Genomic DNA, 26,447 nt, shown 5'->3' with positions numbered 1-26,447 from the left:
GCTTACGCGTCTTCGGAAATCGGGGCGTAGGAGCCATCCTCGCGGTGCACTTCCTTGCCGGTCACCGGCGGGTTGAAGCAGCACGCCATCACCATCTCGCTCTTGGCGGTCAGGCGATGCTTGTCATTGAGGTTGAGCGCATACATCACGCCCGGGCGGATCTGGTGCACCACGCCGGTATCCAGTTCCTCGATCGAGCCCTCACCCGAGATGCAATAGACGCTCTCGAAGTGATGCTTGTAGTGAAACACGTGGCTGGTGCCTTCGTGAATCCGGGTGATGTGAAAACTGAACCCCATCTCGTCGCCGGCCAGCAGCAGGCGCGTGCTGTCCCAGCCACTGGAATTGACGAGGCGGTCGCCCATCCGGGCGGATTCGAGATCGCGTACAATCATTGCTGAAAAGTCCTTATTCGGCCGCCGCGCGGTGCGACCCCAGGACCGCGTCAAAGGCGGTCTCCATGATGTCGATGCCGGCGGTCAGCTGGTCGAGGGAAATGGTGAGCGGGCAGAGCACCTTGACCACTTCGTCAAAGCTGCCCGAAGTTTCGATGATCAGGCCCTTGGCGAAGCAGGCCTTGCAGATGGCAGCTGCGCTCTCGCCTGAACCGGTGTCGATGCCGACCATCATGCCGCGGCCCTTGGTGGTCAGGCCATGCTCATCGGCAATGGCAGCCAGACGCTCGCCGAGATAACGGGCCTTCTCGTTCACATCCGAGATGAAGCGGTCGTCCGACCAGAACTTCTCAAGCGCCGCAGCGGCGGTCACGAAGGCGTGGTTGTTGCCACGGAAGGTGCCGTTATGTTCAGCCGGCTTCCAGATATCGTGCTCCGGCTTGATGAGCGTCATGGCCAGCGGCAGGCCCATGCCCGAAAGCGACTTGGCCATGGTGACGATGTCTGGAGACAGATCCATGCCGTCGAACGAGAAGAACCCGCCCGTGCGGCCGCAACCGGCCTGAATGTCGTCGATGATGAACAGGGCACCGTGCTTGCGGGCAATCGCCTGGATCTGGCGCAGCCATTCGGGGGAGGCGGCATTGAGACCGCCTTCGCCCTGAACGGTCTCGACGATGATCGCCGCGGGCGCGTCGATGCCGCTGGACGGATCGCTCAACTGACGCTCAAGCAGGTCGGCCGTGTTGATGTCCGGGCCGTGATAGCCATCATAGGCGGCGCGGGTAACGCCGGAGAGCGGCATTGCTGCGCCACCGCGGTGCTTGCCATTGCCCGTTGCGGCGAGCGCGCCCATGGTCACGCCATGGAAGCCATTGGTAAAGGAGATGATATTGGTGCGTCCAGTCACCTTGCGGGCCAGCTTCATCGCCGCTTCCACCGCATTGGCGCCGGTTGGCCCAGTAAACTGAAGCTGATGCGTCATGCCGCGCGGGCGCAGGATCAACCGCTCGAAGGTCGAGAGGAAGTGCTCCTTGGCGTCCGTGAACATGTCCAGGCCATGCGCGATACCGTCGTTGGAAATGTACTCGATCAGCGCCGATTTCAGGTCCGGGTCATTATGCCCATAATTGAGCGTCGAGCAGCCGGCCAGAAAGTCGGTGTAGGCCTTGCCATTGGTATCAAAGATGGTCGAGCCAAGCGCCCGGTCGAACACCTTGGGAAAGCTGCGCGAATAGGACCGCACGCGGCTTTCGACGCGCTCAAAGGTATTGATGGGCGTGATGGTTGCTGTCGTGGCCATGGGGAACGTCTCCTGGACGTGGATAGTCAAAGGGATGGGTCGTAAAAGGTTGTACGATCAGGCGCTCGTAAGCGCCGTCACCTTCTCGGGACTGAACGGGCCGATGCTGACTGCGTACTCGCTGTCATGCAGCCCGTCGAAATGGGCGTCTTTCTCGAACAATTCGACCTGCTGCAGCTGCGCATTGAGCTTGCGGCCAATGCCCGTAAACAGGCCCCAGCTTGGTTCATTGTCATGGGTGATGGTGCATTGCAGCGTCGTTACAGCGCGGCACACCGGGCGGGCCAGCACGTCGCCAATCAGGCGGCGCCCAAGACCCTGTCCGCGTGCAGCGTCACTGACGCAGACCTGCCAGACGAAATAGGTGTCGGGGTGCTCGGGCGGGATATAGCCTGAGAGCCAGCCGACGACCTCGCCGTCCTGCTCTGCGATGGCACAGGTGGCGGCGAAATGGGTGGCCTGCAGCAAGTTGCAATAGAGCGAATTATCATCGAGCGCGCTGGTGGCACCGATGAGCTTCCACACCTTCGAGCCATCCGTACTGATGGGGGCACGAATGCTCGCTTGCGGGGCACTTGCGGTTTGCCGGTGAAGGGCACTGGCATCGAACAGCGCTGAGTTGCCGTAAATCATGGTGGCGAAAGTTAGCTTGGTTGAACTAAATTTCAACCCACATATTGGCCAAAGTTCGTTGCAGGCCGTCATGCGCATGACAAGGAACCGTGATCTCCCCTATGAAATCAGTGGGTTGCGTGAAAGCTGATGCTCCAAAATATTTTGTTGGGATGCGGTTTGTGCTTTTGCAGAGAAAAACAAGTTAGTTTTGACTAAGGAAATTCAAACGCAGCTATCGTGCTTGGGTTCCCCGCATTCTGACGATAATATGATGGGGAAGACTCTGGAGCATGCTATTGGAAGATCGGACCAAATCGGCGCTGACGGCAATGCGGAAGATCCTGCGTGCCACCGAGTCCAACTCCAAGCAGCTGATGCGCGAAACCGGCCTCACGCCCTCTCAACTCATTTTCATGCAGATCCTGGATGGCGAGCAGGAAAAGACCGCCGGCCATATTGCGAGCCGCATGGGCATTACCCAGGCGACCACGACCGCCTTGCTGCAAAAACTGGAAACCACCGGCATGATCCAGCGCCGGAGGGGCGAAAAAGACCGGCGCCAGGTGCTGCTCTCGCTGACCGACAAGGGCCGGAAGGTGCTCGACATTGCCCCGGATGGCGTTCATGCCCAGTTTCACAAGCAGTTCTCCGATCTCAAGGATTGGGAGCAGATCATGCTGATCGCCGCCCTGGAGCGGGTGGCCGACATGCTCGGCAGCGATCATCCCGACGCCGCCGCCGTCATTGACCATGTCGCCGAACTGGCCGGCGAGGTGTCCTTCGACCCAGAGCAGCCCTGACGGGGGCTATGGTTCGGCTCGTTCGGCGCCAGCGCGATCTTCCGGATAGCTTTTCACGCCATGGAACGGCGGCAGCCAGCTTTCTCGGCGGATCGTCCAGAGTTCATAGCTGGGATGGAACTGGTTGATCGAGTCGAGCGAGCCCAGATTGATCTCGATCTCGTCTCCACTGCGCGAAAAGACCGAGGAACCGCAGCGGGGGCAAAAGTGCCGCCCTGCATATGTGTGGGTCTCACCAGATATGTCGACAGCCGTGTCGGCGTAGATGACGGAGGCATGAAACAATGCGCCATGGTGTTTCCGGCAATCCATGCAGTGGCATAGCCCCACCCGATATGGAGCCCCATGCGCTTGTACGCGCACCGCGCCGCAAAGGCACCCACCGGAAATATCGCTCATTCTGCCCTCCGCCAATCCGCAATTGAGTATGAGATCGTTGTGTCGGGTGTGAGGAACCATGGCGGGGTTCAGCCGTTCAAACCAGACTGGAACGCGATTGAGAAATATCGAGAACCGGTAAAAGACCCCGAAGGTGCCCCCACCTCCGGGGTCTTTTGGTTCTTGCCAAAATCACAGCGACTTGGCGACCTCTTCCAACTGCGCTGCGCATAACCCCCAACCTTCATGAAAACCCATCTTTTCATGGGCCTGCCTGTCTCCGATGGTCCAATGCCGCGCGGTCGCCGTGTAACGGGTCTTGCTCCCTTCTGGCTCGAAGGTCAGCACACAGGTAAAGAAAGGTTTCTCCGAGGGTTGCCAGTCTCCGACAAAGGCATCGGTAAACACAAGCTTACGGTTTGGAACAACTTCCAGATACTGCCCGGGACTGGGGTATTCAGTGCCACCCTCGTCAGCCATCACGACCAAAGATGCGCCCCCTGGACGCAGATCGACACTGGCGCGCGGGGTCGTCCATGGCTTGGGCGCAAACCAGCGCATCATCAGGTCCGGCTCGGTCCAGCAGCGGTAGACCGCCTCAGGCGAAGCGTCGATCAGGCGCGTCAGAACGAGGTCACGATTGGTGTCTGCTTGCGACATATGCTCAGTGGTTTGCAGGTTCATTTGAGGTCTCCTCTGATTTGGCATCTCGTCAAAGCGACGACCGGCCGGAGAGGAGATCGACAAGATTCTTGAGAAATTTTCGGTAGAGCCAGGAGGGCAAAGACCGTATCGACCTGTTGCTCAGCCGTAACGTTCCAGGTCGTCGCGCGACCACCAGGTTACCAGGATAAGTCCGAGGTCAAGAACCTTCACTTTCCTGTTCCGCTCCGCCCGGCGCATTTGCGAGCGTGGCTTGATTTTCAGACGGCCACCGCCTGTTCTGAACGATATCCAGGACATGATATGTTGCTCCCCAGCCACCACTGGGAAGAAGTTAACCAAATCTTTCCCGTAAATAACAGGAAGAATTGTCGGCTACTCAGTTGAGCTCTGTCAGGGAGCGGCGCAGATGGCCGTCATTCCGTAATAAAATGCTCAAGGCCATCTCTAAATCCGGTGCGCCCCTGGCGATCAGCACGGCCGGTTTGACCGCCCCCGCGCTGAGTTCCAAGGCAGCTCTTGCCGCGGCCTCCTCCACGCCGGCGATGGCCGCGACAATCCCGCAGGCCCGGCCCCGCAACTTTTCATTGTCTGCGATGACATTGACCATATAGCCGTCATGCACATGCCCCAGATGAACGGCCATCAGGGTGGAGAGCATGTTGAGCGCTATCTTCTGCGCCGTTCCTGCGCCCATCCGGGTTGATCCGGCAATGACTTCGGCCGGGGTCGGCAGGCAGATGGCCGCATCTACCTTGGCAAACAGCGGGGCCCCAGCATTATTGGCAATGCCGATCGTTCTTGCCCCGGCCGCACGGGCAACGTCCACAGCGGCCAGAGGGTAGGGTGTCTGCCCGCTGGCGGTGACGGCGATCAGACAATCATTGGCGCTGAGGTTAAGCGCCTCGGTATCCTTCGTGGCAGCTTGCGCATCGTCCTCCGGTCCGCCGCGCATGTCCCGGAGCGCCTCCGCTCCTCCTGCCAGAAGGATTTCAATACGGTGGCGTTCAATGCCATAGGTTCCGGGCAGTTCGAGCGCATCGGCCAGTGCCATCAGGCCAGAACTGCCGGCTGCGGCATAGACCAGCCTGCCGCCCTTGCGCAGGGCTTCGGCGGCCAGTTCGGCGCCCTGGGCGATGGCGGGACTTGCCGTTGCGACGCATTGGGCGGCGTCGGCCTGGCCGGAAGCCAGGAGTGCCAGAATGTCCGCGTCCGGCTTCAGGTCAAGGCCGATAGCCTGGGGGTGCCGCGCTTCCGTTTGCCTGTTTGTCATCGGCTGCTCCTGGACATCGTTAATGCCAAACAAATACCACTTATCACTCCGCCGCGGTCAAGAGGGTAGCAAGCGGCGGCAAAAGACCAATTTCCACAGCAAGATGGAGAAATTGCTCACCATTCTGCAGATGGGGCTTGGTGAATGGTATTTTATTGGTATCATAGGTCTGTGCCACTTTGGGCACATACGGCTCGCCGGTCTCCAGAATGGCCGGCCAAGGAGGTCTTTTGACTGAGCAGTCCGGCAATATGTTTGGCGAAGGTCCGGTGGTTTTGCCGATTGGCGGTCCACTGTATCTGCAGCTCAAGCGCTGGATAGAAGATGCCATAAAGCGCGGACTTATCAACCCCGGCGATGCCTTGCCGTCCGAGCGCGACCTGGCGCAGCGGGCCGACGTGTCCCGTGTTACGGTGCGCAAGGCGGTGCAGCATCTGGTGCACGAAGGGGTTCTGGTCCAGCGTCATGGCTCGGGGACATTCGTTGCACCCGAGACGCAGCGCGTCGAGCAGTCCCTGTCTCAGCTCACGTCTTTCACTGAAGATATGGCGCGCCGGGGCATGTCGGTCCGGGCAGAGTGGCTGGAGCGCGGGCTTTATATTCCTTCGCCCGAAGAGACCATCGTTCTGGGCCTGAGTTCTGGAGATCGAGTGGCGCGCATCTCCCGCCTCCGCCTGACCGGAGAAACGCCTCTGGCCATCGAACGCGCCAGCCTTTCCACGGCTGTGCTGCCCGACCCCCTCGGCATCGCGGATTCGCTCTACAAGCATCTCGAGAAGACAGGCATGCGCCCCGTTCGCGCTATCCAGCGCATCCGCGCAGCCAATATTTCCGAGGATGATGCGCACCTGCTGCAGGTGCCCGTCGGCTCGGCCGGCCTGCATATCGAGCGCATTTCTTATCTCGGCACCGGCCGCGTCGTCGAGTTCACCCGCTCCATCTATCGGGGCGACACATATGACTTCGTCGCCGAACTCCGGCTCGGCGATACCAGCAATGGAGCCCTCAGATCATGACCACCCAGACCCATATGCGCCAGGAAGTCGATCAGATCCCGCAAGTGGTGGCCAGTTTCCTTGAGGCCTCAGCCGTCAGTCTGGACGCAGCGGCTGCCCGCCTGCGCGAACTGGACCCGGCTTTGGTTGTGACTGTGGCGCGCGGCTCGTCCGACCATGCCGCCACCTATCTCAAATACGCCTTTGAACTGACCATGGGCGTACCGGTCGCCTCGGTCGGCCCCTCCATCGCCTCCATCTATGGGCGTGATCTGAAGCTGGGCAAGGCGGCGGCCATCGCCATTTCCCAATCTGGCAAGAGCCCCGACATTGTGGGCATGGCCCAGTCGGCGCGGCGCAGCGGTGCGACCACCATTGCCATCACCAATACGGCCGGTTCGCCACTGGCCGAGGCAAGCGATTTCACCATTGACCTGCATGCCGGACCCGAAAAGAGCGTTGCGGCCACCAAAACCTTTGTGACCTCGGTCGTGGCCGGACTGGCCCTTCTGGCACGCTGGAGCGGCGATGCCAAAATCGATCGCGCCGTGGCCGCACTGCCCGAGAGCCTGGCGCGCGCCGTGGCCTGCGATTGGTCGGATCTGATCGGGGCGCTTAATGGACACAACGCGCTCTATGTTCTGGGGCGCGGGCCGGGCTTCGCCATCGCCAATGAGGCGGCCCTGAAGTTCAAGGAAACCTGCAACATCCAGGCTGAGTCCTACAGCGCCGCGGAAGTCATGCACGGTCCGGTGGCCATTGTGACGCCCGGCTATCCCGTGCTTGGTCTGGCTGCACGTGACGCGGCCGAAACCTCGGTTGCCGACATGGCGCACAAACTGGCCGGGCAGGGCGCCAAGGCCTTTCTCACCAGCGAACGCCCCGGCGCTGCAAAGGCCATTCCCTTCGCGGCCACCGGCCACCCGATCACCGATCCTTTGGCGCTCATCGTTTCCTTCTATGGATTTGTCGAAGCTCTCTCGCGCCACCGCGGCCTGAATCCCGATGTGCCGCCGGCCCTTAAGAAGGTAACTGAAACGGTATGAGTGATCTCAAATCCGTCTCCGGCGCGCGTATTTTCGATGGCGAGACTTGGTATGACGGCGCGGCACTGCTGATCGAGTTCGGCTATGTGACGAGCATTGTGGCCAGTGCCGACATCCCCGGTCACGCCGAGCGCGTGGTGCTCGATGGTGGCATGATCGTGCCCGGCTTTGTCGATCTGCAGGTCAATGGCGGGGGTGGCGTTCTGTTCAACAACGCGCCGACGCTGGACGCTATCCGTACCATTTGTTCCGCCCATGCGCAGTTCGGCACAACAGCGCTTCTGCCCACGTTGATTACCGACACTGCCGAAATCAACGAAAAAGCCATTGCCGCCGGTGTTGAAGCGGCTGCCGCGCATGTACCTGGCTTCATCGGCCTGCATCTTGAAGGGCCGCATCTGGCGCTTTCGCGCAAGGGAACGCACGATCCGTCGCTGATCCGTCCCATGGATGAGGACGACCTGCTGCGCCTCTGCGCGGCGGCCCGGGCTCTCCCGAACCTGCTCTGCACCGTGGCCGCCGAAACTGTGCCGCCCAAGCAGATCGCCCGGCTGGTTGAAGCCGGCGCAATCGTCAGCATTGGCCATTCCGATGCCGGCTATGACCAGGCGATGGCCGCTTTCGACGCGGGCGCCAGCATGGCCACCCATCTGTTTAATGCCATGAGCCAGCTCGGCAATCGCGAGCCCGGAATCGTCGGGGCGGTGCTGGACCGCCCGGAGGTCCATGCGGGCCTGATCGCCGACGGCATTCATGTCCACGCGGCCTCCATGGGCGCCGCTCTGCGCGCAAAGCAGGGGCCCGGCCATATCTTCCTGGTGACCGATTCCATGTCGCAAACCGGTACCGACCTTAAGACCATCGAATTGAACGGTCGCACCATCACCCGCGCCGATGGCGCGCTGCGCCTCGCCGACGGCACGCTTGCCGGCGCCGACCTCGACATTATCGACGCGGTCAATTTCGTTATCGACCGCCTCGGCCTGTCTCCGGAGGAAGCCTTCCGCATGGCGGCGCTCTATCCTGCCCGCGCCATTGGCGTTGACGACCGCCTGGGCCATCTGCGCCCATCGGCCGAAGCCAGCTTCGTGCATCTTTCCGGCCAGCGGCGGGTGCAATCCACCTGGATCGCCGGTACGAAAGTGTGGGGAGCTGACTAGCCTCGCCCGATATAGGGCATGGTGGTCGCCATCACGGTCATGAATTGCACATTGGCCGACAGCGGCAGCCCGGCCATATAGCGCACCGCATCGATCACATGCGCCACATCGAATGTCGGCTCCGGCGCCATGGTGCCATTGGCCTGCAGGGAGCCGGCACTCATATTGCTTGTCATGTCCGTCGCCGCATTGCCGATATCGATTTGCCCGCAGGCGATATTGTAGGGGCGGCCGTCGAGCGAGATGGATTTGGTCAATCCGGTGATCGCGTGTTTGCTGGTCGTGTAGGACGCGGCGTGAGGACGCGGCACATGGGCCGAGATCGACCCGTTATTGATAATGCGCCCGCCTTGCGGCGCCTGATCCCGCATCATGCGGAACGCGGCCTGCGCGACATAGAACACGCCGTTGAGGTTGGTGTCGATCATGTCGCGCCAGGTCGCCACGTCGAGATCGCCGAAATTGGCCGCCGGCGCAAAGCGCCCGGCATTGTTGAACACTAGGTCCAGCCGGCCACTGCGTTCCGCAATGCCGGCAAACATCTCGGCGACCGATTCCGGCCTGGAGACATCGCAGACATAGGCGTCAAAACCATGCGCCTCGTTCAGTTCGCGCACACGCTCCGCCCGCCGCCCGCAAATCGCCACGCGCCAGCCGTCCTCAATCAGCCCCCGTGCCACACCCAGTCCGATTCCCGATGTCGCGCCCGAAACCAATGCCACTCTTCCCTCGGCCACAACGCTCTCCTTATATGGTCCACCACTTCGCCACAGATTGGGCAGGTCGCCACATTCTAGTCATGGCAAACCGCGCCGGACCAGATGCCCGTCCTCAAACACCCCCAAAACCTGGAATTTTAACGAATTCTTCAGATGGTTTAACGGTTCGTTTCTGCGTGTGTGCTGAATCTGCAACAACTGTCGCGCAACCACAATGTGACAACTCCGAATCCGGCTTGCCGCGATTGCGTCAGCTTTTTGCATGCGTAGAGTGGGTCTTGCGAATCCATGCATGGGATCGTTTGTCGGTCGCAACGCGACGGCAACACACAGCACCACGAATTGTGTGGTCGCGTTTCGACAAACCGCTGGGTAACCGGCACCAAAAATGACTGACTTTGGAGGTCAATTAATGAAACTCAAGAGCCTTATCCTCGGTTCTGTTGCTGCCGCTGGTCTTTCGACCGCTGGCTTTGCCGCCGATCTGGGTGTTCTCACCTCGCTCGACGTCTGTGACTCGCTCGGCATCTCCGGCCTGACCATCTCGTCGGCTGACAACTGCCTGCAGATCACCGGCGGCGTGACCTATGAATTCCAGTGGGGCAACTACCGCGGTGCCTATAACTATGCCGGTATCCTGGGCACCACCAACACTCGCTCCACCATGGCTCCCGATGGCGCCGCCGGCACCGAGCTGGACTGGCAGTCCAAGGTTGAGGCTTGGGTGAAGTTCGTTGGTACCGCTTCCTCCGACTTTGGCCCTGCCTCGGTTACCCTGAAGCTCAAGGAAGTCCAGAGCACTCGTTGGACCAACGAGACTGTTCTCGACAACCCTGATCAGGCTGCTGTCAACTTCGACGAAGCTTTTGTCTCGATCGGCGACACCACCACCATCATGGCTGGTAAGAAGGGTTCGATTGCCAACTTCGGCGACGACGAGCCGTTCAACTTCCTCGGCCTGATGGGCTCGGACTGGGCTGACAAGGGCGTCAAGTGGGATATCAACCTGGCCGGCGGTGCCGACCTGGGCGATCTCGACACTGGTGGTCATGTCATCCAGATCGTATCGGCTGTTGCCGATGGCTTCACCGTCAAGGTTGGTCTCGAAAACCTTGACGCGGTCGACACCGCTACCGCTCCGGACGTTGTCTTGGGCAACAATTCCAGCTTCGCCGGCACCGCTGTTGGTGTTCTGGAATACGCGGGTGAAGGCATCACCGCCCACGTCACCGGTCTTGCTGGCGGTATCCTCGACGGCACTATTGAAGCCTATGCAGTTCATGCTGGTTTCACTGGCACCTTTGATCAGTTCAAGGTCCGCGGTGCGTTTGCCGGTAACACCGACACCACCACCAACCGTTCGGCTTGGCATGGTCTGCTGTCCGGTCAGGCTACCTTCGACATGTTCACCATCGCTCTGTCGGGTGAAGCTATCGGCGCGACTGGCATGAACACCGACTTCGGCTTCGGCGGCTCTATCGGTGCCACCGTCACCGAAGGCGTGTCGATCAATCTGGGCGGTAAGTACTTCGACTCGAACAACGCTGGTGGCGCTGATGGCTACCAGGTCGCTGCTCAGCTCGTTGCTGCTGTCTCCGAGACCGTCAAGCTCACCGGTGAAGTTGGTGTTTACGGCAACGTCACTGCCAACACCTCCGACTTCTACGGCGCTGCCGAACTCGCTTGGGCTCCGGGTGGTGGTTTCACCTCCTCGGTCAAGGGCGAAGCTCACCAGAACGGTGCCTACAAGGTCACCTTCAAGGCTGCCAAGGAATTCAAGTAATCCTTGGATTACTGCTGAATTCGGAAAGGCCCGGCTCTGCCGGGCCTTTCTTCGTTTTGGGCCAGGCCAGTAGTCGGGCAAGCTGTACTTTGCGCCAATTCTGCGAATGCAGGATTGTTTGTTCTCAAGCGCTGCGATTGATTGTCTGCGGTCCACTTCGGTGGCCCCGGGTTCCTTTTCCCTTTGTCCCCGTCCGCAAATCATTTAACCTTTGAAAAATTGCGGTTTTCCAATGGATTCGGGATGATCAGGGACCTCCTCAAATGGGTGGCGCCGGGCGTTGCTATAGTGCTGGGTGGCACGATTGCAGCTCTGGCCACGTCAACGCCGGCCATGGTGGCTGACCTCTCGTACGAGAGCAGGGTGGCCCTCGACGCCTCTGGCTCCACTTGGGCGAGGGTATCGGTATCCGGCCGACAGCTTGCGCTGTCCGGGACAACCTCATCCGACACTGAACGCGATCTTGCTGTCTCGCGTCTCGCTGCCTTGGCCGGCGTGGATCGCATCGATCAGACGGTCACGATAGCCCCGCTTGCCACACCCTATCGTATTAATGTGGCCGTAGAAGATGGTGCGGTAAGTCTCTTTGGTAACGTACCAAATGAAGATCTGCGCGAATCTCTTATGGCGCTGCCGGGTCTGGCCGCGGTGGAACTGCAGATCAGATCGGGCCAACCTGACGAACAACAATGGCTCAAGGGGGTGGAATATGCCCTGGCGCAAGCTGGCAATGTTGCCGCCGGCCATTTTGAATTGTCCGGCTTAACGCTCAATGCCGTTGGTCAAGCCAATTCCGAGCGAGCGCTCGGGCATTTGCAGATGGCGCTTGCCGAACTGCCAGCCGGTATCGCCAGCGGCAATATTGCCATCGAACCGGTGCGCGTGAGCCCCTATACTTGGCGGGCAGACTATGATGGCCACCGCATTGCCATCTCCGGTCATGTGCCTGAGGAAAGGCTGGCTGAACGCTTGCGCCTTGCCGATGTTTCGGGCGTCCCGGTTGCCACCGGGCTGTCTCTGGCTTCGGGCGCACCGGATGGCTTTGCAGAGCAGGCCAAGCTACTGGTTGAACAATTGGCCCGGCTTGACCGCGGCGAGGCGCGCATCGTTGATGGTGTGAGCCACCTCAAAGGCGTGCCGCCCACGATTGAAGTGGCGCAGGCGGTGACCGAAGCGCTCTCGGGTCCCAATTCCATCGTCGAATTGCAGCCTCCACCCGTTGTGGACTACTGGGTCAGCATCAGTCGCCAGCCTGGCGATGTGCTGGTTTTCGACGGCTATGTGCCCGACGAAAAGACCCGCGCGAAATTTGCAGAATTGGAAGGTGCCGATGTGTCCTTCCTCAAATTTGGTGGCGGGGCACCCGAGACCTACCGCCTTGCGGTCGATTTCGGCCTGCAACTGCTCTCGCATTTGTCCGAGGGCCGCTTTGCCCTGACGGGGGAAGCCGTATCACTCTCTGGCTTTGCCCGGACGCCGAGCGATTATCGCGCAGTCCAGGCGCTGCTGGACGCCAACCTGCCTCAGGGGCTGCAATTGGGCGAGATTGCCTTTCAGGCGCCGCCTGCCGCGACTTACAGTTTCGTCGCGCGCCGAGATGCCAGCGGCGCGGTTACGCTTGAAGGTATGTTGCCGAGCCCTCAGGTCGAGGCCGATTTGTTGGCAGCAGCCGGGGCGTCGGCCATCTCCCGCGTCAGCTATGCCTCCGGCGAAACGCCCGATTTTGTCGCGTCCGCAGAACAGGCGCTGCAATTTCTGCCTTGGCTCAGAACGGGCGTTGTCCGCTATGACGGCAGAGTTTGGACAATAGAAGGTGAGCCGGATTCGGCGATTGACAAAGGGTCGATTGAAACCGAGTTCGCCGTTCGCGGCCTCGCACAATCGGGCTGGAGCCTTGCCCTGACGGCCCCGCCGCCAGAGCCTGTGGTGGCCGATCCCTACACCTGGTCAGCAGAACGCCTGCCCGATGGCAGCTTCCTGTTTGCGGGCAATGTGCCGGCGGCCTCGCTGCAGTCCTACTTCAAGGTTCACGTTGGCACCCGCGTCGCCGATACCTCTCGCGTGGCCCTGGGGGCGCCGGACAATTTCGCAGCAGATGCGAGGGCCGCGGTTGATGCCCTGCTCCTCCTGCGGCAGGGAAGGGCAGCTTTCGACGGGGCGCAATGGTCCTTCACTGGCGAAGCCGAAACGGCTGTCGCTCGCCAGGCCAGCCTGGAACTGGCGAGTACACTCGCACTGGATGGCGACGCCGCAATCTCGGCCCCCAAACCCATCAACAACGAACCATACGCCTGGTCCGCGCGAAAAGGGATTGACGGCAGTATCACCTTTGATGGCGCGGTTCCGGCTGAATCCCTGCAGCGCTTCCTGGCGGTGCGCGGTGGGGCGTCAGTGACGGACAATACGCTTGTCCGTCCCGATGCACCGGCTGATTTCGCAAGCGATGTATTGCAGGCGCTCGACGTTCTGGCTCTGCTGGCTAAGGGCGAAGTCGCCTTCGATGGCACGGACTGGTCGGCCACCGGCACAGGTCTTGCGCAAGACATTGTTTCGAGTGCGGTCGCAGTCCTCGGCACAGCTGCACCCCGCTGGTCGCTGGCGCTTACGGACCCTCAACCGGCGCCGGTGGAAACCGCAGAACCGGAAATCCAGGCGCCGCTCGCCGAAGCAGAGCCAGAGCCTATCGCTGAAGCCCTTCCGGCTGAGACCGCGGCGCAACCCGCACCTGCTTCAGCGACGGACCCCGCCTACGCCTTTTCCGCCACCCGCTCCGCCAGCGGTTCGGTCAGCCTTGCTGGCTCGGTACCGGCTGAGGCCACAGCCAGATATGCCGCAACGCTCACGGGTAGCGACACAGGTGGGTTGCAGGTGCTGGACGGCGCGCCAGAAGGCTTTGTTGCCGATATGCAGGCTGGGCTCCGCGCCTTGCTGCAGTTGCAGCCCGGGCGATTGACGCTGGCGGATGGCACCTGGCAATTGTCCGGCGAGGCGCCGTCATCCGCCGCCAAGGCAAATGTCGACGCACAGATCGCCGAGTTGGGAACGAACTGGTCCGCCTCGATCAGCGCGCCGACCAATCTTGCGCTTTGCCAGGCAGCCCTCGCCGAACTTTCGGCGCACAACGCCATTCTCTTCCAGTCCGGCGCCGCGATCATTTCTGCGAGCGCAACGGCGGAGCTTGACGCCTTTGCCGAAGCTTTGAGCCTGTGCCCGAACGCGGCCATCGACGTGGAAGGACATACCGATAGCGACGGGGACGATCAGCGCAATCTGGCGCTATCGGTTGCCCGGGCCGAGGCGGTGGTGAATGCCCTGATCGAACGCGGCATTGCGCCCGAGCGGCTCTATGCGATCGGCTATGGCGAAACCCAGCCGGTCGCCGACAATGCCACTACAGACGGCAAGCGACAGAACCGCCGCATCGTTGTTTCGGTCCGCGCGGCCGGCGGATCAGTCTGATCGGGCCCGCGGAAATGGCCCAGTTCTGGACAACATTGGCATTTCTTCTGGCCTATTACTGGCCATATATGGCCGCCGCCGCTTCTGTTGGCCTGGTCACCGGCTGGCTCAGCCTGAGCCGTAGCGAACAGAGATGATTCCCCTCGAGCACATCATCGAAATCGCCCTTCTGCTTTTGGCGGCCTATCTTGCTGGCTGCATATTGGGCTACGGCGCCCACCGGGCATTTCGAGCCTATGCCAGTCGCCCGCGCTTTGCCGCGGCCGGAGTGGTGTCTGACGCGCCTGCCGCTGTGGCGGAGCCGGTTGCAGCGACCACTACGCGCCGTTCCGCTGCACGCCGCCTTGCTGGCGCCGTTGAGCGCGAGGACGTATTGCCGGTTCCGCAAAAGGCCACGGCACAGCAACGCCCGCCCGACCTTCCGGCGCCCCGCAATGGCAAGGGCGACAATCTTCGAGATATCAAGGGGATAGGGCCAAAAACGGAATCAGCGCTCAATGATCTTGGCATCTATCACTACGACCAGATCGCGGTCTGGACGGACGCTCATATCGATTGGCTGGAAGGCCGCATAGCGGTCAAGGGCCGCATCCGTCGCGAGCAATGGGTCGAGCAGGCCGTGCTCCTCGCCACTGCCACGGCCTGACCCTCAGGCGGCCCGCCGCTTGGTCACGCCAACCTGAAATACAAACTCCGCGACCGCCTCGATCTCGGCCTGCTGGTCGAACAGGGCGGGTGAGCCTTGTCCGGCAATAGTCAGCGCGACGGCGTCCGCTCGCCGGCTGACCATTTCGTCATAGGTTTCGCGCCGCAGCTGGTCAGTCAATTGCGTGCGTAGCAGCATCAAGGGTGCACATTTGAGCGCGTCATAGAGCGGCCACTGCGCCACCAGCACATCGTCAAAGCTGATATCCTTGATCTGGTTGAGCAGGCGCGTGTCATACAATGGCCGCGCGCGGCCACGCTTGTCGAACCAGTGGCTGCGTAGCGCCAGCGCGTCCAGTTCGGCCTCGGAGTGGCCCGGATAGTCGCCGCCCAGCATGCGACGAAACCCGTTCGTAACGGCCCTTGCCCCGCGCAGCCCTTCAACATGGGCCAGATTGTTGCGCAATCGTACAATGCCGCGGGAATCAGTCACGGGCCCGGAATCGAGCAATACCGTACCCCCCACCAGCAGAGGATGCTTTGCCGCCATGGCCATGACCACCTGGCCACCGTGCCCCTGGCCAAGCAGCACGGCTCTCTTGATGCCCAGTGCCGCGATCAGGTCAGCCAAGTCATCTGCATCGAGCAATGTGCTGTAGCGGGTGTTGCGGGGCCGGTCGTCGGCGCGCCCGCGTCCCGGCAAATCGACCAGCACCATAGGCCAGTCGCCACTGCCAAGTCGCTGAAAATGCGCAGCAAATGCAGAAAAATCACTCATGTTGCGATGGTAGCCGGCAAGGCATATCAGCGGCATGCGGCCCGAGCGGAAATCGCCCCGCAGGTTGACCGCCGCACGGGTGCGCGCGTCGCCCAGGTGAATATGGGTTACGGGCAGTCCGGCAAAGGCTGGGTGCTCCTGGGGTATTTTGCGCTGGCGGCGGAAGAACGGCTCCATGCCCTGATTTATCCGCGCCAGCCCCGCTGAAACAAGGCGTTTCACGCCGCTTGTGGCGCGACGCTGTTGAAAGTATGGTGCGCCGCGTTCGGCGCCAACCGGTTTCGGACCAATCACACACTACCAATCTGCACCGGCTGGCGGGCCGGACCAAACCCAAGGAATACCGACAAAATGCTGCGAGGTTCGATTACGGCGCTCATCACCCCCATGCGCGATGGGGTCGTTGATGAGAAAGCCTTCGCCAGCTTTGTCGAATGGCAACTCGCAGAAGGCACGCATGGCCTGGTGCCCGTGGGAACCACCGGCGAAAGCCCCACCGTCAGCCATGAAGAACACCGCCGCGTCGTGGAAATCTGCATCGAGGTCGCCAATGGCCGGGTTCCGGTCGTTGCAGGCGCAGGCTCCAACTCGACAGCGGAAGCGGTGTCGCTCGCCAAGTTTGCCGAAAAGACCGGCGCCAACGCAGTGCTTTCGGTTGTGCCCTATTACAACAAGCCCAATCAGGAAGGCCTTTTCCAGCACTTTTCGGCGATCGCCAGCGCCATTGGCATCCCGGTTGTGCTCTACTCCGTTCCGGGCCGTACCATTGTCGATCTGACGGTGGACACCATTGCGCGCCTGCGCGACGCCCATGCCAATATCATTGGCGTCAAGGATGCCACCGGCAGCATGGAGCGCGCCACCATGCAGCGCAATAAGCTGGGCAAGGACTTTATTCTGCTTTCGGGCGATGACAGCACGGCATTGGGCTTCAATGCGCATGGCGGGCACGGTTGCATCTCGGTGACGTCCAATGTCGCCCCGCGCCTGTGCGCGCAGATGCAGGAGCTTTCCCTGGCCGGCGACTTTGCCGCCGCGCGCGATATCAATGACAAGCTGGCCTTCCTTCACAAGGATCTGTTCATGGAGCCCAATCCGGCTCCAGCGAAGTACGTCGCCAACCGGCTCAACCTCTGCGCCAACGAGATGCGCCTGCCACTGACACCAATCAGTAAGCCCACGCAGGACGCCATGGACTTTGCAATGCGCCATGCAGGCCTTATCTAGGTCTGATGGCAGCTAAGAACGACAAGAACAAGAATGGATGGATCAGCCACGGACAGGTGGCTGAAAACCGTCGCGCGCGCTTTGATTACGAGATCGGCGACACCATCGAGGCCGGTATTGTACTGACCGGCACCGAGGTGAAATCGCTGCGCCTGGGCAAGGCGCAGATCGCCGAATCCTATGCGTCGCCCGAGCGGGGCGAACTCTGGCTGATCAACGCGCATATTCCCGAATATCTGCAGGCCAACCGCTTCAACCACGAGGAAAAGCGCCCGCGCAAACTCCTGGTTTCCAAAAAGCAATTGGCCAAACTCGGTCAGGAAGTGGCCCGCTCGGGCAACACCATCGTGCCGCTCAAGCTCTATTTTAACGATCAGGGCAAGGCCAAGCTGCTTATTGGTGTGGGCAAGGGCAAGAAGAATTACGACAAGCGCGCCACCAGCCGCGAACGCGACTGGAACCGCGACAAGGCGCGGATCATGAAGGAAGGCGGACGAGGCTGACTTCGCCCACGGTAAGGTCCTAACGGCAAATCTCTCGGCCTGACGGCAAGTCTCTCCTGTGGAGCGAACTGAGGTCAGCAGGCCATGAGAGCCAGGCTCGCATGGCGGGCATCTTTCAGGCTTCGACCGGCTTCTGCACCTGTGGTCGCCCGACGGTCTTGGCGAGATCAGCGACATCGAGGAAGAAATCCGCCTGACGCCGCAGATCATCAGAAATCATCGGCGTTGATGTCGTCAAAGTGGAAACCACTGTCACCCGCTTGCCCCGGCGCTGCAGTGAGGCCACCAGCGCGGTAAAATCGCCGTCGCCGGAAAACAGCACGAGATGGTCGTAGTAAGGGGCCTGTTCGAGCGCATCCACGGTCAGCTCGATATCCATATTGCCCTTAACCTTGCGGCGGCCCAGGGAGTCGGTGAACTCCTTGGCGGGCTTGGTCACGACCGTGTAGCCATTATAGTCCAGCCAGTCGATCAGCGGCCGGATCGAGGAATATTCCTGATCCTCAACCAGGGCCGTGTAGTAATTGGCGCGCAACAGATAGGCCTTGGCGCTGAACTCGGACAGCAGCTTGCGATAGTCAATATCGATGCCGATCGCTTTGGATGTCGCATAAAGATTGGCGCCGTCGATGAACAGGGCGATCTTCTCGCGCGGATCAATGGCCATGATGAACACTCCTACGGGGCAGGGGGCTGCCGACTGCTGAAAATGCCGTCAAAGACGGGCGCTCTAATAAATTCCGCCGAGACCCTTAAATTTTAAATGCGGTATTCGCACATTATCGCCCGCCCGTAAAGCGGCGTTCACAATCCCGTCGCCTGGCACGCAAGCCTTGTCATCGGGTCTGCCATCGTGTATTGCGGCCCTTCATTCCCCCAAAGTGTGGAGACGTCCGTGGCCCGCGTCACCGTTGAAGACTGCATTGAAAAGGTCGAGAACAGGTTCGATCTCGTCCTCATGGCCGCCCATCGCGCGCGCATGATTTCCTCCGGCGCCCAGATCACGGTGTCGCGCGACAATGACAAGAATCCTGTCGTTGCCCTGCGCGAAATCGGTGACGGAACCATTTCGCCGGAAGACCTGCACGAGGACCTGATTCACTCGCTGCAGAAATATGTCGAGGTCGATGAACCCGAAAACAGCGCTGCGCCGATGATCGAGAGCGCCGGCGACGACGACGCCATCAATTTCGACACCATCAGCGAAGAAGAATTGCTGCGCGGCATCGAGAGCCTGGCTCCGCCCGAAAGGCGCGATGACTAGACACCGGCGCTCTGCGCAAAATCGCTCCGGTGGAGCGATTTTAGGTGGCTAGGCCACGAGAGCTATGCTCGAATGGCCAGTGTTTGAAGCTCTGAGCTTGCGACGCGCCTCGATCCGATTATATCAGAGAGCGTCCGGCATGCGCCGGGCGCTCTTTTCATTTCTGTTACAGGCGCTAAGCTTGCACATGCGAGCGAGCGGCTAAATCCATGATGCGTCAGTACGAGCTTGTCGAGCGGGTTCAGGCTTACAACCCGAACGCCGACGAGCAATTGTTGAACAAGGCCTATGTGTACGCCATGCAAAAGCATGGCTCGCAAAAGCGTGCCTCGGGTGACCCCTATTTCAATCATCCGCTCGAAGTGGCGGCCATACTGACCGAGCTCAAGCTCGACGACGCCTCGATCGCGGTGGGGCTGCTACACGACACCATCGAGGATACCGACGCCACGCGGGCCGAAATCGACCAGATGTTCGGCGGCGAGATCGGCACCATTGTCGATGGTCTGACCAAGATCGAACGCCTGAACCTGGTTTCGCGGGAGGAGGCGCAGGCCGAGAACCTGAGGAAACTGCTGCTGGCCATCAGCCAGGATGTGCGCGTGTTGCTGGTCAAGCTGGCCGACCGGCTGCACAATATGCGCACGCTGCAGTTCATGGCGCCCGACAAGCAAAGGCGCATCGCGCAGGAAACCATGGATATCTATGCCCCCTTGGCCGGGCGCATGGGTATGCAGGACATGCGCAACGAGCTCGAGGATCTCAGCTTCCGCATCCTCCAGCCTGACCACTACTCGGCCATCACCGTGCGTCTGGAACAGATGCAGGCCGACAACCGCGAGACCATCGACACTATCTCCGCCGAACTGACCGAGCGCCTGAGCGAGGCCGGTATTGCCGCGCGCGTAAAGGCGCGGGTCAAGTCGCCCTATTCGATCTTCTCCAAGATCGAGCGCAAGTCGATCGCGCTCGAACAGCTCTCCGACATGATCGGCTTCCGCGTCATCGTGACCTCTCCCGAGGAGTGCTACCGCACGGTCGGCTTGATCCACACGACCTGGAAGGTCGTGCCGGGTCGCTTCAAGGACTACATCTCGGTCCCCAAGCACAACGACTATCAGTCGATTCACACCACCATCGTCGGGCCCAGCCGCCAGCGCGTCGAGCTGCAGATTCGCACCGAGGACATGGACCGAATCGCCGAGTTCGGCATCGCCGCCCATGCGCTCTACAAGGATGGCGCCTCGGCCGATCTCGGGCGCATCGAGTTGGAATCGCACGCCTATGGTTCGCTGCGGCAAACCATCAGTCACCTGACCTCGGGCATTTCGACCGAAGATTTCCTTGAATACACCAAGCTGGAGCTGTTCCAGGACCAGGTGTTCTGCTTCACGCCGCGCGGACGCCTGATCGCTCTGCCGCGTGGAGCCACGCCCATCGACTTTGCCTATGCCCTGCACACGGACATTGGCGACACCTGTGTCGGCGCCAAGATCAACGGCCTGATCCTGCCTTTGGTCACTCAGCTGCGCTCTGGCGATGAGGTGGAAATCCTTCGCGACCAGAACCATCGTCCGCCTTCCAACTGGATCGGCATTGCGGCAACCGGCAAGGCCCGCGCGGCCATTCGTCGGGCCGTGCGCCAGGCCGCCGCCCAACGCGCTTACGCCCTTGGCGAACATGTGCTGAGCATGTTGCTGGAGCGCGAGGGCGTCATGCTCGATGAGAGTGAAGGCACCACGCTGGCCGAGGCGTTCGACTATTCCAGCAAGCGCGACCTGTTGGTCGCCGTCGGCGAAGGCAAGGTTGGCTCCGAACCGATGGCCGCTGCGCTGGCGCAGATCAAGGGCATACGCAAGCGTCGCCGCAAGCTCGACCTGCCTGTGGCCGATACGGCCGATGGCTGGTTCGCCTTGCGCTCGACCGACGATTTCAGGTTCCGTGTGCCTGGCGGGCAGCGTCCCGGCTCCCGCGCCAAGGCAGCCATGGCTCAGCTGGATTTCCATACTCCGGTGACCATTTCGGGCGAGGGCATCGTGCCCGGCGATCGCCTGGTCGGCATTCTCGAGCCCGACAGCCCCCTCGTGGTTTATCCGATCCACTCCGACGCACTGATCGCCAAGCACGACAGTGATGTCGCCTGGGTCGATGTGCGCTGGAACCTGACCAAGGGCGAAGAAAAGGCCTATTCGACCGTCATTTCCATGGAATCGGTCAACAAGCCCGGTTCACTGGCGCAGATTACATCTGCCATCGCGGCTTGCGACGCCAACATCAACAATCTCGTGATGCGCATGATCTCGCCGGACTTCCACCAGATGATCTTCGAAATCGAAGTGCGTGACCTTGCGCAATTGACCGATGTTCTGGCAACGCTCAAACGTAGCCCCGGCCTCAGCGCGGTTCAGCGCGCCGGCCTACGTGAGGCAGGAATGATTTCGACCCTTGAATGGGACGGCAATATCGATAGGAGCGGTCGCGATGGATAAGGACCAGGTTTTGCAGATTTTTCGCGATTGCGGCGCCATGCTGGAGGGACATTTCATCCTTTCCTCGGGGCTGCGGTCACCGGTCTTTCTGCAGAAGGCCAGGGTGTTCCAGTATGCTGACCAGACCGAAAAGCTCTGCGCCGCCCTGGCCGCACGCATCCGTGCCGAAGTGCCCGGCGTCACCAAGGTCGTCTCGCCGGCCATTGGCGGCATCATTCCCGGCTACGAAACTGCCCGACAGCTTGGCGTCCCCGCGCTCTATACCGAACGGGTTGAAGGCCAGTTCGAGCTGCGCCGCGGTTTCGAGATTGGTCCCGATGACAAGGTCATCGTGGTCGAAGATATCGTCTCCACCGGCCTCTCTATCCGCGAGTGCGTCGACGCGCTGAAGAAGATCGGTGCCAATGTGGTCGCCGCTGCCTGCCTGATCGACCGCTCCGGCGGCGAAGCCGAAATCGGCGTGCCGCTGGTCAGCCTGATCGAATTCAAGGTGCCCGCCTATCCCGCCGATCAACTGCCGCCCGAACTGGCGGCCATACCGGCTGTCAAACCCGGCAGCCGCGGCATTCAGGGGGTGAAATGATCGTCGGGCTCGGCTCAGACCTGATCCAGATCCACCGTGTCGCTCAGACGCTCGAGCGCCATGGCGCGCGGTTTACCAATCGCTGCTTCACAGAGATCGAGCAGAAGAAGTCTGATCGCCGGGCTCAGCGTGCCGCCTCCTATGCCAAGCGCTTTGCCGCCAAGGAGGCCTGCTCCAAGGCGCTGGGGACCGGCCTCTCCCAAGGCGTCTATTGGCGCGATATGGGCGTGGTCAACCTGCCTTCGGGCAAACCTACCATGCAGTTGACCCACGGCGCGGCGCGGGCGCTGGCGCGCCTTGTGCCCGAGGGGCACGAGCCCCATATCCACCTCACCATCACCGACGATGCCGGTCTTGCCCAGGCCTTCGTCATTATCGAAGCCTTGCCAGTCCGCTGAACCCTGCCTCTGCTGGACCATCAAGCAAGTTGACCCCAGGCGGTCAAACGCCTAACCCTTCGGCACCGCATCTCCGGGAAAAACCATGAACCAGCCCGCCGACAAATCCGCCAAGAAGCCCGCCACCAACGAATGGGTGGAGACCTTCGTGGTTATCATCGAGGCGCTGCTGATCGCCATCGTGCTGCGGTTTTTCCTGTTCCAGCCTTTCTCCATTCCCACGGCCTCGATGCAGCAGACGCTGATGATCGGCGACTATTTCGTCGCCAACAAATTCGTCTGGGGCTACGGCAAGCATTCCTTCTCGCTGGGCCGCTACGGCAATTTCACCCTGCTCGATTTCGAACTGCCGATCTCCAACCGCATTCTGGGCCGCGAGCCCAATCGCGGTGATATCGCCGTGTTCCGGCCTGTGCCGCAGGACATGGAGTACATCAAGCGCGTGGTCGGCCTGCCCGGCGACCGCATCCAGATGCAGGACGGCCGTCTCTACATCAATGGCGAGATGGTCGAGCGCGAAGAAGTCGGCACCACGATGGATACCGACAGCAATGGCGACACCCGCGAAGTTACGGTCTACCGCGAAACCTTCCCCGAAGGCTCCACCCACCTGATCCAGGAAATCGGCGACAATCTCTCGCTCGACAACACGCCCGAATATCTCGTGCCGGCCGGGCACTATTTCATGATGGGCGACAACCGCGACCGCTCCGCCGACAGCCGCGTCTTGAGCCAGGTCGGCTATGTCCCTTCGGTCAACCTGATCGCCAAGGCCGAAGCGCGCTTCTTCTCGATCAAGGACAATCTGCCGCCCTGGCAGATCTGGCAGTGGCCCGCCAATGTGCGTTGGGACCGTATGTTCCGGTCCGTCTATGGCGACACGCCGTACGACACCACGGCAGGCCAGTGAGCCGGCGCGACAAATCCCACGAAAAACTCCAGTTCCGGCTAGGCTACCGCTTCGCCGATCCCGATCTGCTGGACCGAGCGCTGACTCATTCGAGCGCCATTTCGCCGGGCAAGCGCATTGAGCGCTCCTATCAGCGCCTCGAATTCCTCGGTGACCGCGTCCTCGGCCTGGTGGTCGCCGACATGCTCTATCGGCGCTATCCCAAGTCGAACGAGGGTGAATTGAGCCGGTCCCTCAACACGCTCGTACGCAAGGAAACCTGCGCCGAAATCGCCCGCCAGCTTGATCTGGGCAAGGAAATGATCCTGGGCGAGAGCGAAGCCCGCTCCGGCGGCGCCGACAAGGACGCCATCCTGGGCGACGTGACCGAAGCCATAATCGGTGCCATCTATCTCGATGGCGGCCTGGAACCCGCCCGCAACTTCATCGAGCGCCTGTTCGAGGAGTTCCTCGCCGATGGGCAGGCCAATCGCGCCGATGCCAAGACGACCCTGCAGGAATGGGCCCAGGCACGCGGGCTCGAACCGCCTTCCTATGTCCTGGTCTCGCGCACCGGCCCCGACCATGCGCCCGAATTCACCATCGGCGTCGATCTGGCCGGTTTCGCGCGGCTCGAAGCCATCGGCCCGTCAAAGAAGATTGCCGAACACCGCGCCGCCGAACTATTTCTGGTCGACCAGAAGGTCTGGAAACCCAAGCCATGAACACGCCAACAGAACTCGCCGACACCTCCTGTGGCTTCATCGCCCTGGTTGGCGCGCCCAATGCCGGAAAGTCGACCCTGCTCAATGCGCTGGTCGGCACCAAGGTGTCCATCGTCACCCACAAGGCCCAGACCACACGCTCCCAGGTGCGTGGCGTGCTGACCCTGGATCAGGCTCAACTGGTCTTTGTCGACACCCCCGGCATCTTTGCGCCCAAGAAGCGGCTCGAGCGCGCCATGGTCGAAAACGCCTGGGGCGGGGCAGGGGACAGCGACATCGTCGCCTTCCTCATCGATGCCGATCGCGGCGTCACTCCGGAAATCGAAACCCTGCTCGAGGGCCTGGAAAACATCCGCCAGCCCAAGGTGCTGATCCTCAACAAGATCGATACCGTCAAGCCCGAGAGCCTGCTGTCCCTCAGCCAGACGCTCAACGACCGTCTACGCTTTGAAGCCACCTTCATGCTCTCCGCCCTCAAGGGCCACGGCGTCAAGGATTTCATCGACTGGTGCGTCAAGCATATCCCGCCTGGCCCCTGGCACTTCCCCGAGGATCACCTCACCGACCTCACCATGGCCATTACCGCGGCCGAGGTGACGCGCGAAAAGCTCTTCCTGCGCGTTCACGACGAAATACCCTACAATTCCACGGTCGAAACCGAGAGCTTCAAGATCCAGAAGGACGGCTCCTACAAGATCGACCAGGTCGTCTATGTCAGCCGCGAGAGCCACAAGAAGATCGTCCTCGGCGCCGGCGGCCAGACCATCAAGGCCATCGGCGCGGAAAGCCGCAAGGAATTGATGGCGATGTATGACGTGCCCATCCATCTGTTCTTGTTCGTCAAGGTCCGCGAAAAATGGGCCGACGATCCGGAGCGCTATCAGGAAATGGGGCTTGAGTTTCCGCATGGGAAGAATTGACAGTTGTACCTCTGGTGGTTTCAGCACTAGATTTCCGCCTAGGGTATAGGGGGACATCATAAATGGGCGGATTGGTCTCAGGGTTTGTTGGTCTCGTGGGGGCGGTCGGAGCATATGGTATAATGCTGGCCGTACTTCTCTTTTATGGCATAGCTTTCATGACTGGTTTGGAAGCTTGGCTAGGTTGGGACGGCTGGCTGGCAATTCTCGCGTATGTGGTGGCGACTGTAGTGCTTGGACCGTTAGGCACATTATTGACCGCATTGATTGGCGGCTACGGAGCTCTTTCGGTTTGGCATTGGCCCTGGTACTTTGTCATTCTTGCCTTTTTCCCCGGCATTCCATTGATGGCAGGTGGGCTCATGATGTCGTTGCTCGGGGCGGCATTCTCACGCCGCTGAAATTTGGCGGCCCGAGGGCTCGCTTGCGCGGTACAATCTAGTCATGGAATGGACCGGTGAAGCCCTTCTCATAGGCGTGCGCCGCCACGGCGAAACCAGCGTCATTGCCGATGCCATGGTGGCCGGGCGCGGCCGCTATATGGGCCTTATTCGCGGCGGCCGGTCCTCGAAACTGTCCGCCACCCTTCAGCCCGGCAATACCGTCCAGCTCACCTGGCGCGCCCGCCTCGAAGATCACCTCGGCACCTTCACCGTCGAACTGCTCCAGGCCCGTGCTGCAGGCCTCATAGCCGATCGGACGCGGCTCTATCTCGCCCAGACCATTTTCGAGCATCTGCACCTGCTGCCCGAGCGCGACCCGCATGACCGCCTGCTCGGCATGGCGCTGCAACTCATCGACCACGACCCGGACGGCGCGGCCCTGGCGCGGTTCGAACTCACTTTGCTCGATGAACTCGGCTTTGGCCTCGATCTCACCAATTGCGCCGCAACAGGCGTGACGGAGGATCTCACCCACGTCTCGCCCAAATCCGGCCGCGCCGTCTCCCGTGCCGCCGCCGAGCCATACAAGGACCGCCTGCTGCCGCTCCCCAGCTTCCTGGCCGCGCGGGGCAATGCTTCGCCCGACGATATTCGCAAGGCCTTCCGGCTCACCGGCCATTTCCTCGACATGCATCTCTGGACCGCGCGGCAGATCGATCCGCCGCCAACCCGCGAACCGCTGATCAAGATGCTGAGCCGGGAGTAGGGCCCACTTATCCCCGCGGGACAAAGCGGGGCTATGATCCCCCCATCACTCCCGCGCGGACGGACTGCAGCGAACTTTTGCGGGGGGAGCCGGTTGGGCTCTGGGTCGCTCCAGGGCCTGCCTGCTCGTTGGGTCACCTTGCGACGAGCGATCAATAGGGGCCACGACAGCAGGAGAAACCCGGTGTTCCGAGGCGGCGACGTCTCTATTACTTAGTTTTACCGAGACGCACGTGCCTCGGAACACGTCCACCACGCAGCCGGAAGCCGATGGCTGTCCGACGCTTTG

At 61.2% G+C, this 26,447-nt stretch carries 27 protein-coding genes; 18 read left to right on the top strand and 9 right to left on the bottom strand.

All coding sequences use genetic code 11. The features are described 5' to 3' along the window. Positions 1-2: 2 nt before the first annotated feature. Genes ACE4RL_RS14025 through ectA form a run of 3 tightly spaced genes read right to left on the bottom strand, consistent with a single transcriptional unit; the run spans position 3 to position 2,244 of the window. Entirely contained in the window at positions 3-395 is a 393-nt protein-coding gene (locus tag ACE4RL_RS14025; RefSeq protein ID WP_375597732.1) for an ectoine synthase, read from the bottom strand. Positions 396-408: 13 nt separating this feature from the next. After that, positions 409-1,698 carry a diaminobutyrate--2-oxoglutarate transaminase gene (gene ectB / locus ACE4RL_RS14020; protein ID WP_375597731.1) on the bottom strand — a complete coding sequence of 430 codons (1,290 nt, stop codon included), beginning with the start codon at positions 1,696-1,698 and terminating at the stop codon, positions 409-411. A gap of 57 nt (positions 1,699-1,755) precedes the next feature. Continuing rightward, positions 1,756-2,244: a diaminobutyrate acetyltransferase gene (gene ectA / locus ACE4RL_RS14015; protein WP_375600288.1), complete on the bottom strand. Its 489-nt coding sequence runs from the start codon at positions 2,242-2,244 to the stop codon at positions 1,756-1,758. A 365-nt stretch (positions 2,245-2,609) separates the two neighbouring features. Between ectA and ACE4RL_RS14010 the strand changes: the two genes are divergently transcribed. Beyond that, entirely contained in the window at positions 2,610-3,113 is a 504-nt protein-coding gene (locus ACE4RL_RS14010) for a MarR family winged helix-turn-helix transcriptional regulator (RefSeq protein ID WP_375597730.1), read from the top strand. Positions 3,114-3,119: 6 nt separating this feature from the next. On the opposite strand, the gene ACE4RL_RS14005 is transcribed toward ACE4RL_RS14010, so the two are convergent. The 3 genes from ACE4RL_RS14005 to ACE4RL_RS13995 form a co-directional block, all read right to left on the bottom strand. Continuing rightward, positions 3,120-3,512, bottom strand: coding sequence for a GFA family protein (locus ACE4RL_RS14005; protein ID WP_375597729.1), 393 nt, complete (start codon positions 3,510-3,512; stop codon positions 3,120-3,122). 171 nt (positions 3,513-3,683) lie between these two features. Further along, positions 3,684-4,175 carry an SRPBCC family protein gene (locus tag ACE4RL_RS14000; protein WP_375597728.1) on the bottom strand — a complete coding sequence of 164 codons (492 nt, stop codon included), beginning with the start codon at positions 4,173-4,175 and terminating at the stop codon, positions 3,684-3,686. Positions 4,176-4,533: 358 nt separating this feature from the next. After that, the gene (locus tag ACE4RL_RS13995) at positions 4,534-5,427 is read right to left on the bottom strand and encodes an N-acetylmuramic acid 6-phosphate etherase (protein ID WP_375597727.1); all 894 of its coding nucleotides are present in this window, start codon (positions 5,425-5,427) and stop codon (positions 4,534-4,536) included. Positions 5,428-5,678: 251 nt separating this feature from the next. Between ACE4RL_RS13995 and ACE4RL_RS13990 the strand changes: the two genes are divergently transcribed. Genes ACE4RL_RS13990 through nagA form a run of 3 tightly spaced genes read left to right on the top strand, consistent with a single transcriptional unit; the run spans position 5,679 to position 8,628 of the window. Beyond that, positions 5,679-6,443: a GntR family transcriptional regulator gene (locus ACE4RL_RS13990; RefSeq protein ID WP_375600287.1), complete on the top strand. Its 765-nt coding sequence runs from the start codon at positions 5,679-5,681 to the stop codon at positions 6,441-6,443. Then, complete coding sequence (locus ACE4RL_RS13985; RefSeq protein ID WP_375597726.1) at positions 6,440-7,468, top strand: SIS domain-containing protein; 1,029 nt, start codon at positions 6,440-6,442, stop codon at positions 7,466-7,468. The genes ACE4RL_RS13990 and ACE4RL_RS13985 overlap by 4 nt, the downstream gene beginning before the upstream one ends. Next, complete coding sequence (nagA, locus tag ACE4RL_RS13980) at positions 7,465-8,628, top strand: N-acetylglucosamine-6-phosphate deacetylase (protein ID WP_375597725.1); 1,164 nt, start codon at positions 7,465-7,467, stop codon at positions 8,626-8,628. Before ACE4RL_RS13985 ends, nagA begins: the two co-directional genes overlap by 4 nt. Here nagA and ACE4RL_RS13975 read toward each other — a convergent pair. Further along, positions 8,625-9,365 (bottom strand): SDR family oxidoreductase, encoded by a 741-nt coding sequence (locus ACE4RL_RS13975; protein ID WP_375597724.1) that lies wholly within the window; start codon positions 9,363-9,365, stop codon positions 8,625-8,627. The genes nagA and ACE4RL_RS13975 overlap by 4 nt on opposite strands. Positions 9,366-9,759: 394 nt before the next feature. Between ACE4RL_RS13975 and ACE4RL_RS13970 the strand changes: the two genes are divergently transcribed. The 3 genes from ACE4RL_RS13970 to ACE4RL_RS13960 all read left to right on the top strand — a co-directional run bounded on the left by ACE4RL_RS13970 (position 9,760) and on the right by ACE4RL_RS13960 (position 15,235). Continuing rightward, positions 9,760-11,130, top strand: coding sequence for a hypothetical protein (locus ACE4RL_RS13970; RefSeq protein WP_375597723.1), 1,371 nt, complete (start codon positions 9,760-9,762; stop codon positions 11,128-11,130). Between the two features lie 243 nt (positions 11,131-11,373). Beyond that, entirely contained in the window at positions 11,374-14,589 is a 3,216-nt protein-coding gene (locus ACE4RL_RS13965; protein ID WP_375597722.1) for an OmpA family protein, read from the top strand. Positions 14,590-14,722: 133 nt separating this feature from the next. Then, positions 14,723-15,235, top strand: coding sequence for a hypothetical protein (locus tag ACE4RL_RS13960; RefSeq protein ID WP_375597721.1), 513 nt, complete (start codon positions 14,723-14,725; stop codon positions 15,233-15,235). A 3-nt stretch (positions 15,236-15,238) separates the two neighbouring features. Here the strand turns inward: ACE4RL_RS13960 and ACE4RL_RS13955 are convergent, their stop codons facing one another. Further along, complete coding sequence (locus tag ACE4RL_RS13955) at positions 15,239-16,234, bottom strand: alpha/beta fold hydrolase (RefSeq protein WP_375597720.1); 996 nt, start codon at positions 16,232-16,234, stop codon at positions 15,239-15,241. 129 nt (positions 16,235-16,363) lie between these two features. Here ACE4RL_RS13955 and dapA point away from each other — a divergent pair, with 129 nt between their 5' ends. Next, positions 16,364-17,239 carry a 4-hydroxy-tetrahydrodipicolinate synthase gene (gene dapA / locus ACE4RL_RS13950; RefSeq protein WP_375597719.1) on the top strand — a complete coding sequence of 292 codons (876 nt, stop codon included), beginning with the start codon at positions 16,364-16,366 and terminating at the stop codon, positions 17,237-17,239. Positions 17,240-17,244: 5 nt separating this feature from the next. Then, a complete protein-coding gene (smpB, locus tag ACE4RL_RS13945) occupies positions 17,245-17,742 on the top strand; it encodes an SsrA-binding protein SmpB (protein ID WP_375597718.1) in 498 nt (165 codons plus the stop codon). A 115-nt stretch (positions 17,743-17,857) separates the two neighbouring features. Here smpB and ACE4RL_RS13940 read toward each other — a convergent pair whose 3' ends face one another. Beyond that, complete coding sequence (locus ACE4RL_RS13940) at positions 17,858-18,409, bottom strand: NYN domain-containing protein (RefSeq protein WP_375597717.1); 552 nt, start codon at positions 18,407-18,409, stop codon at positions 17,858-17,860. A gap of 228 nt (positions 18,410-18,637) precedes the next feature. Between ACE4RL_RS13940 and rpoZ the strand changes: the two genes are divergently transcribed. The 9 genes from rpoZ (at position 18,638) to recO (ending at position 26,159) form a co-directional block, all read left to right on the top strand. Further along, positions 18,638-19,006 (top strand): DNA-directed RNA polymerase subunit omega, encoded by a 369-nt coding sequence (gene rpoZ, locus ACE4RL_RS13935; RefSeq protein WP_375597716.1) that lies wholly within the window; start codon positions 18,638-18,640, stop codon positions 19,004-19,006. A gap of 209 nt (positions 19,007-19,215) precedes the next feature. Next, positions 19,216-21,495 carry a RelA/SpoT family protein gene (locus ACE4RL_RS13930; protein WP_375597715.1) on the top strand — a complete coding sequence of 760 codons (2,280 nt, stop codon included), beginning with the start codon at positions 19,216-19,218 and terminating at the stop codon, positions 21,493-21,495. Continuing rightward, positions 21,488-22,078 carry an orotate phosphoribosyltransferase gene (gene pyrE, locus ACE4RL_RS13925; RefSeq protein ID WP_375597714.1) on the top strand — a complete coding sequence of 197 codons (591 nt, stop codon included), beginning with the start codon at positions 21,488-21,490 and terminating at the stop codon, positions 22,076-22,078. Before ACE4RL_RS13930 ends, pyrE begins: the two co-directional genes overlap by 8 nt. Next, positions 22,075-22,476, top strand: a complete 402-nt coding sequence (gene acpS, locus ACE4RL_RS13920) for a holo-ACP synthase (protein WP_375597713.1) — start codon at positions 22,075-22,077, stop codon at positions 22,474-22,476. Before pyrE ends, acpS begins: the two co-directional genes overlap by 4 nt. A gap of 85 nt (positions 22,477-22,561) precedes the next feature. Beyond that, positions 22,562-23,386: a signal peptidase I gene (gene lepB, locus ACE4RL_RS13915; protein ID WP_375597712.1), complete on the top strand. Its 825-nt coding sequence runs from the start codon at positions 22,562-22,564 to the stop codon at positions 23,384-23,386. After that, entirely contained in the window at positions 23,383-24,090 is a 708-nt protein-coding gene (rnc, locus tag ACE4RL_RS13910) for a ribonuclease III (protein WP_375597711.1), read from the top strand. Before lepB ends, rnc begins: the two co-directional genes overlap by 4 nt. After that, positions 24,087-25,010 (top strand): GTPase Era, encoded by a 924-nt coding sequence (gene era / locus ACE4RL_RS13905; RefSeq protein WP_375597710.1) that lies wholly within the window; start codon positions 24,087-24,089, stop codon positions 25,008-25,010. Before rnc ends, era begins: the two co-directional genes overlap by 4 nt. Positions 25,011-25,132: 122 nt before the next feature. After that, a complete protein-coding gene (locus ACE4RL_RS13900; RefSeq protein ID WP_375597709.1) occupies positions 25,133-25,411 on the top strand; it encodes a hypothetical protein in 279 nt (92 codons plus the stop codon). 43 nt (positions 25,412-25,454) lie between these two features. Further along, entirely contained in the window at positions 25,455-26,159 is a 705-nt protein-coding gene (recO, locus tag ACE4RL_RS13895; RefSeq protein ID WP_375597708.1) for a DNA repair protein RecO, read from the top strand. Positions 26,160-26,447 lie beyond the last annotated feature (288 nt).

This window comes from Devosia polycyclovorans (genome assembly GCF_042181575.1).
GTDB classification, from domain to species: domain Bacteria; phylum Pseudomonadota; class Alphaproteobacteria; order Rhizobiales; family Devosiaceae; genus Devosia; species Devosia polycyclovorans.
The sequence above is the reverse complement of the archived record's forward strand: the minus strand, read 5'-3'. Positions and strand labels throughout refer to the sequence as shown.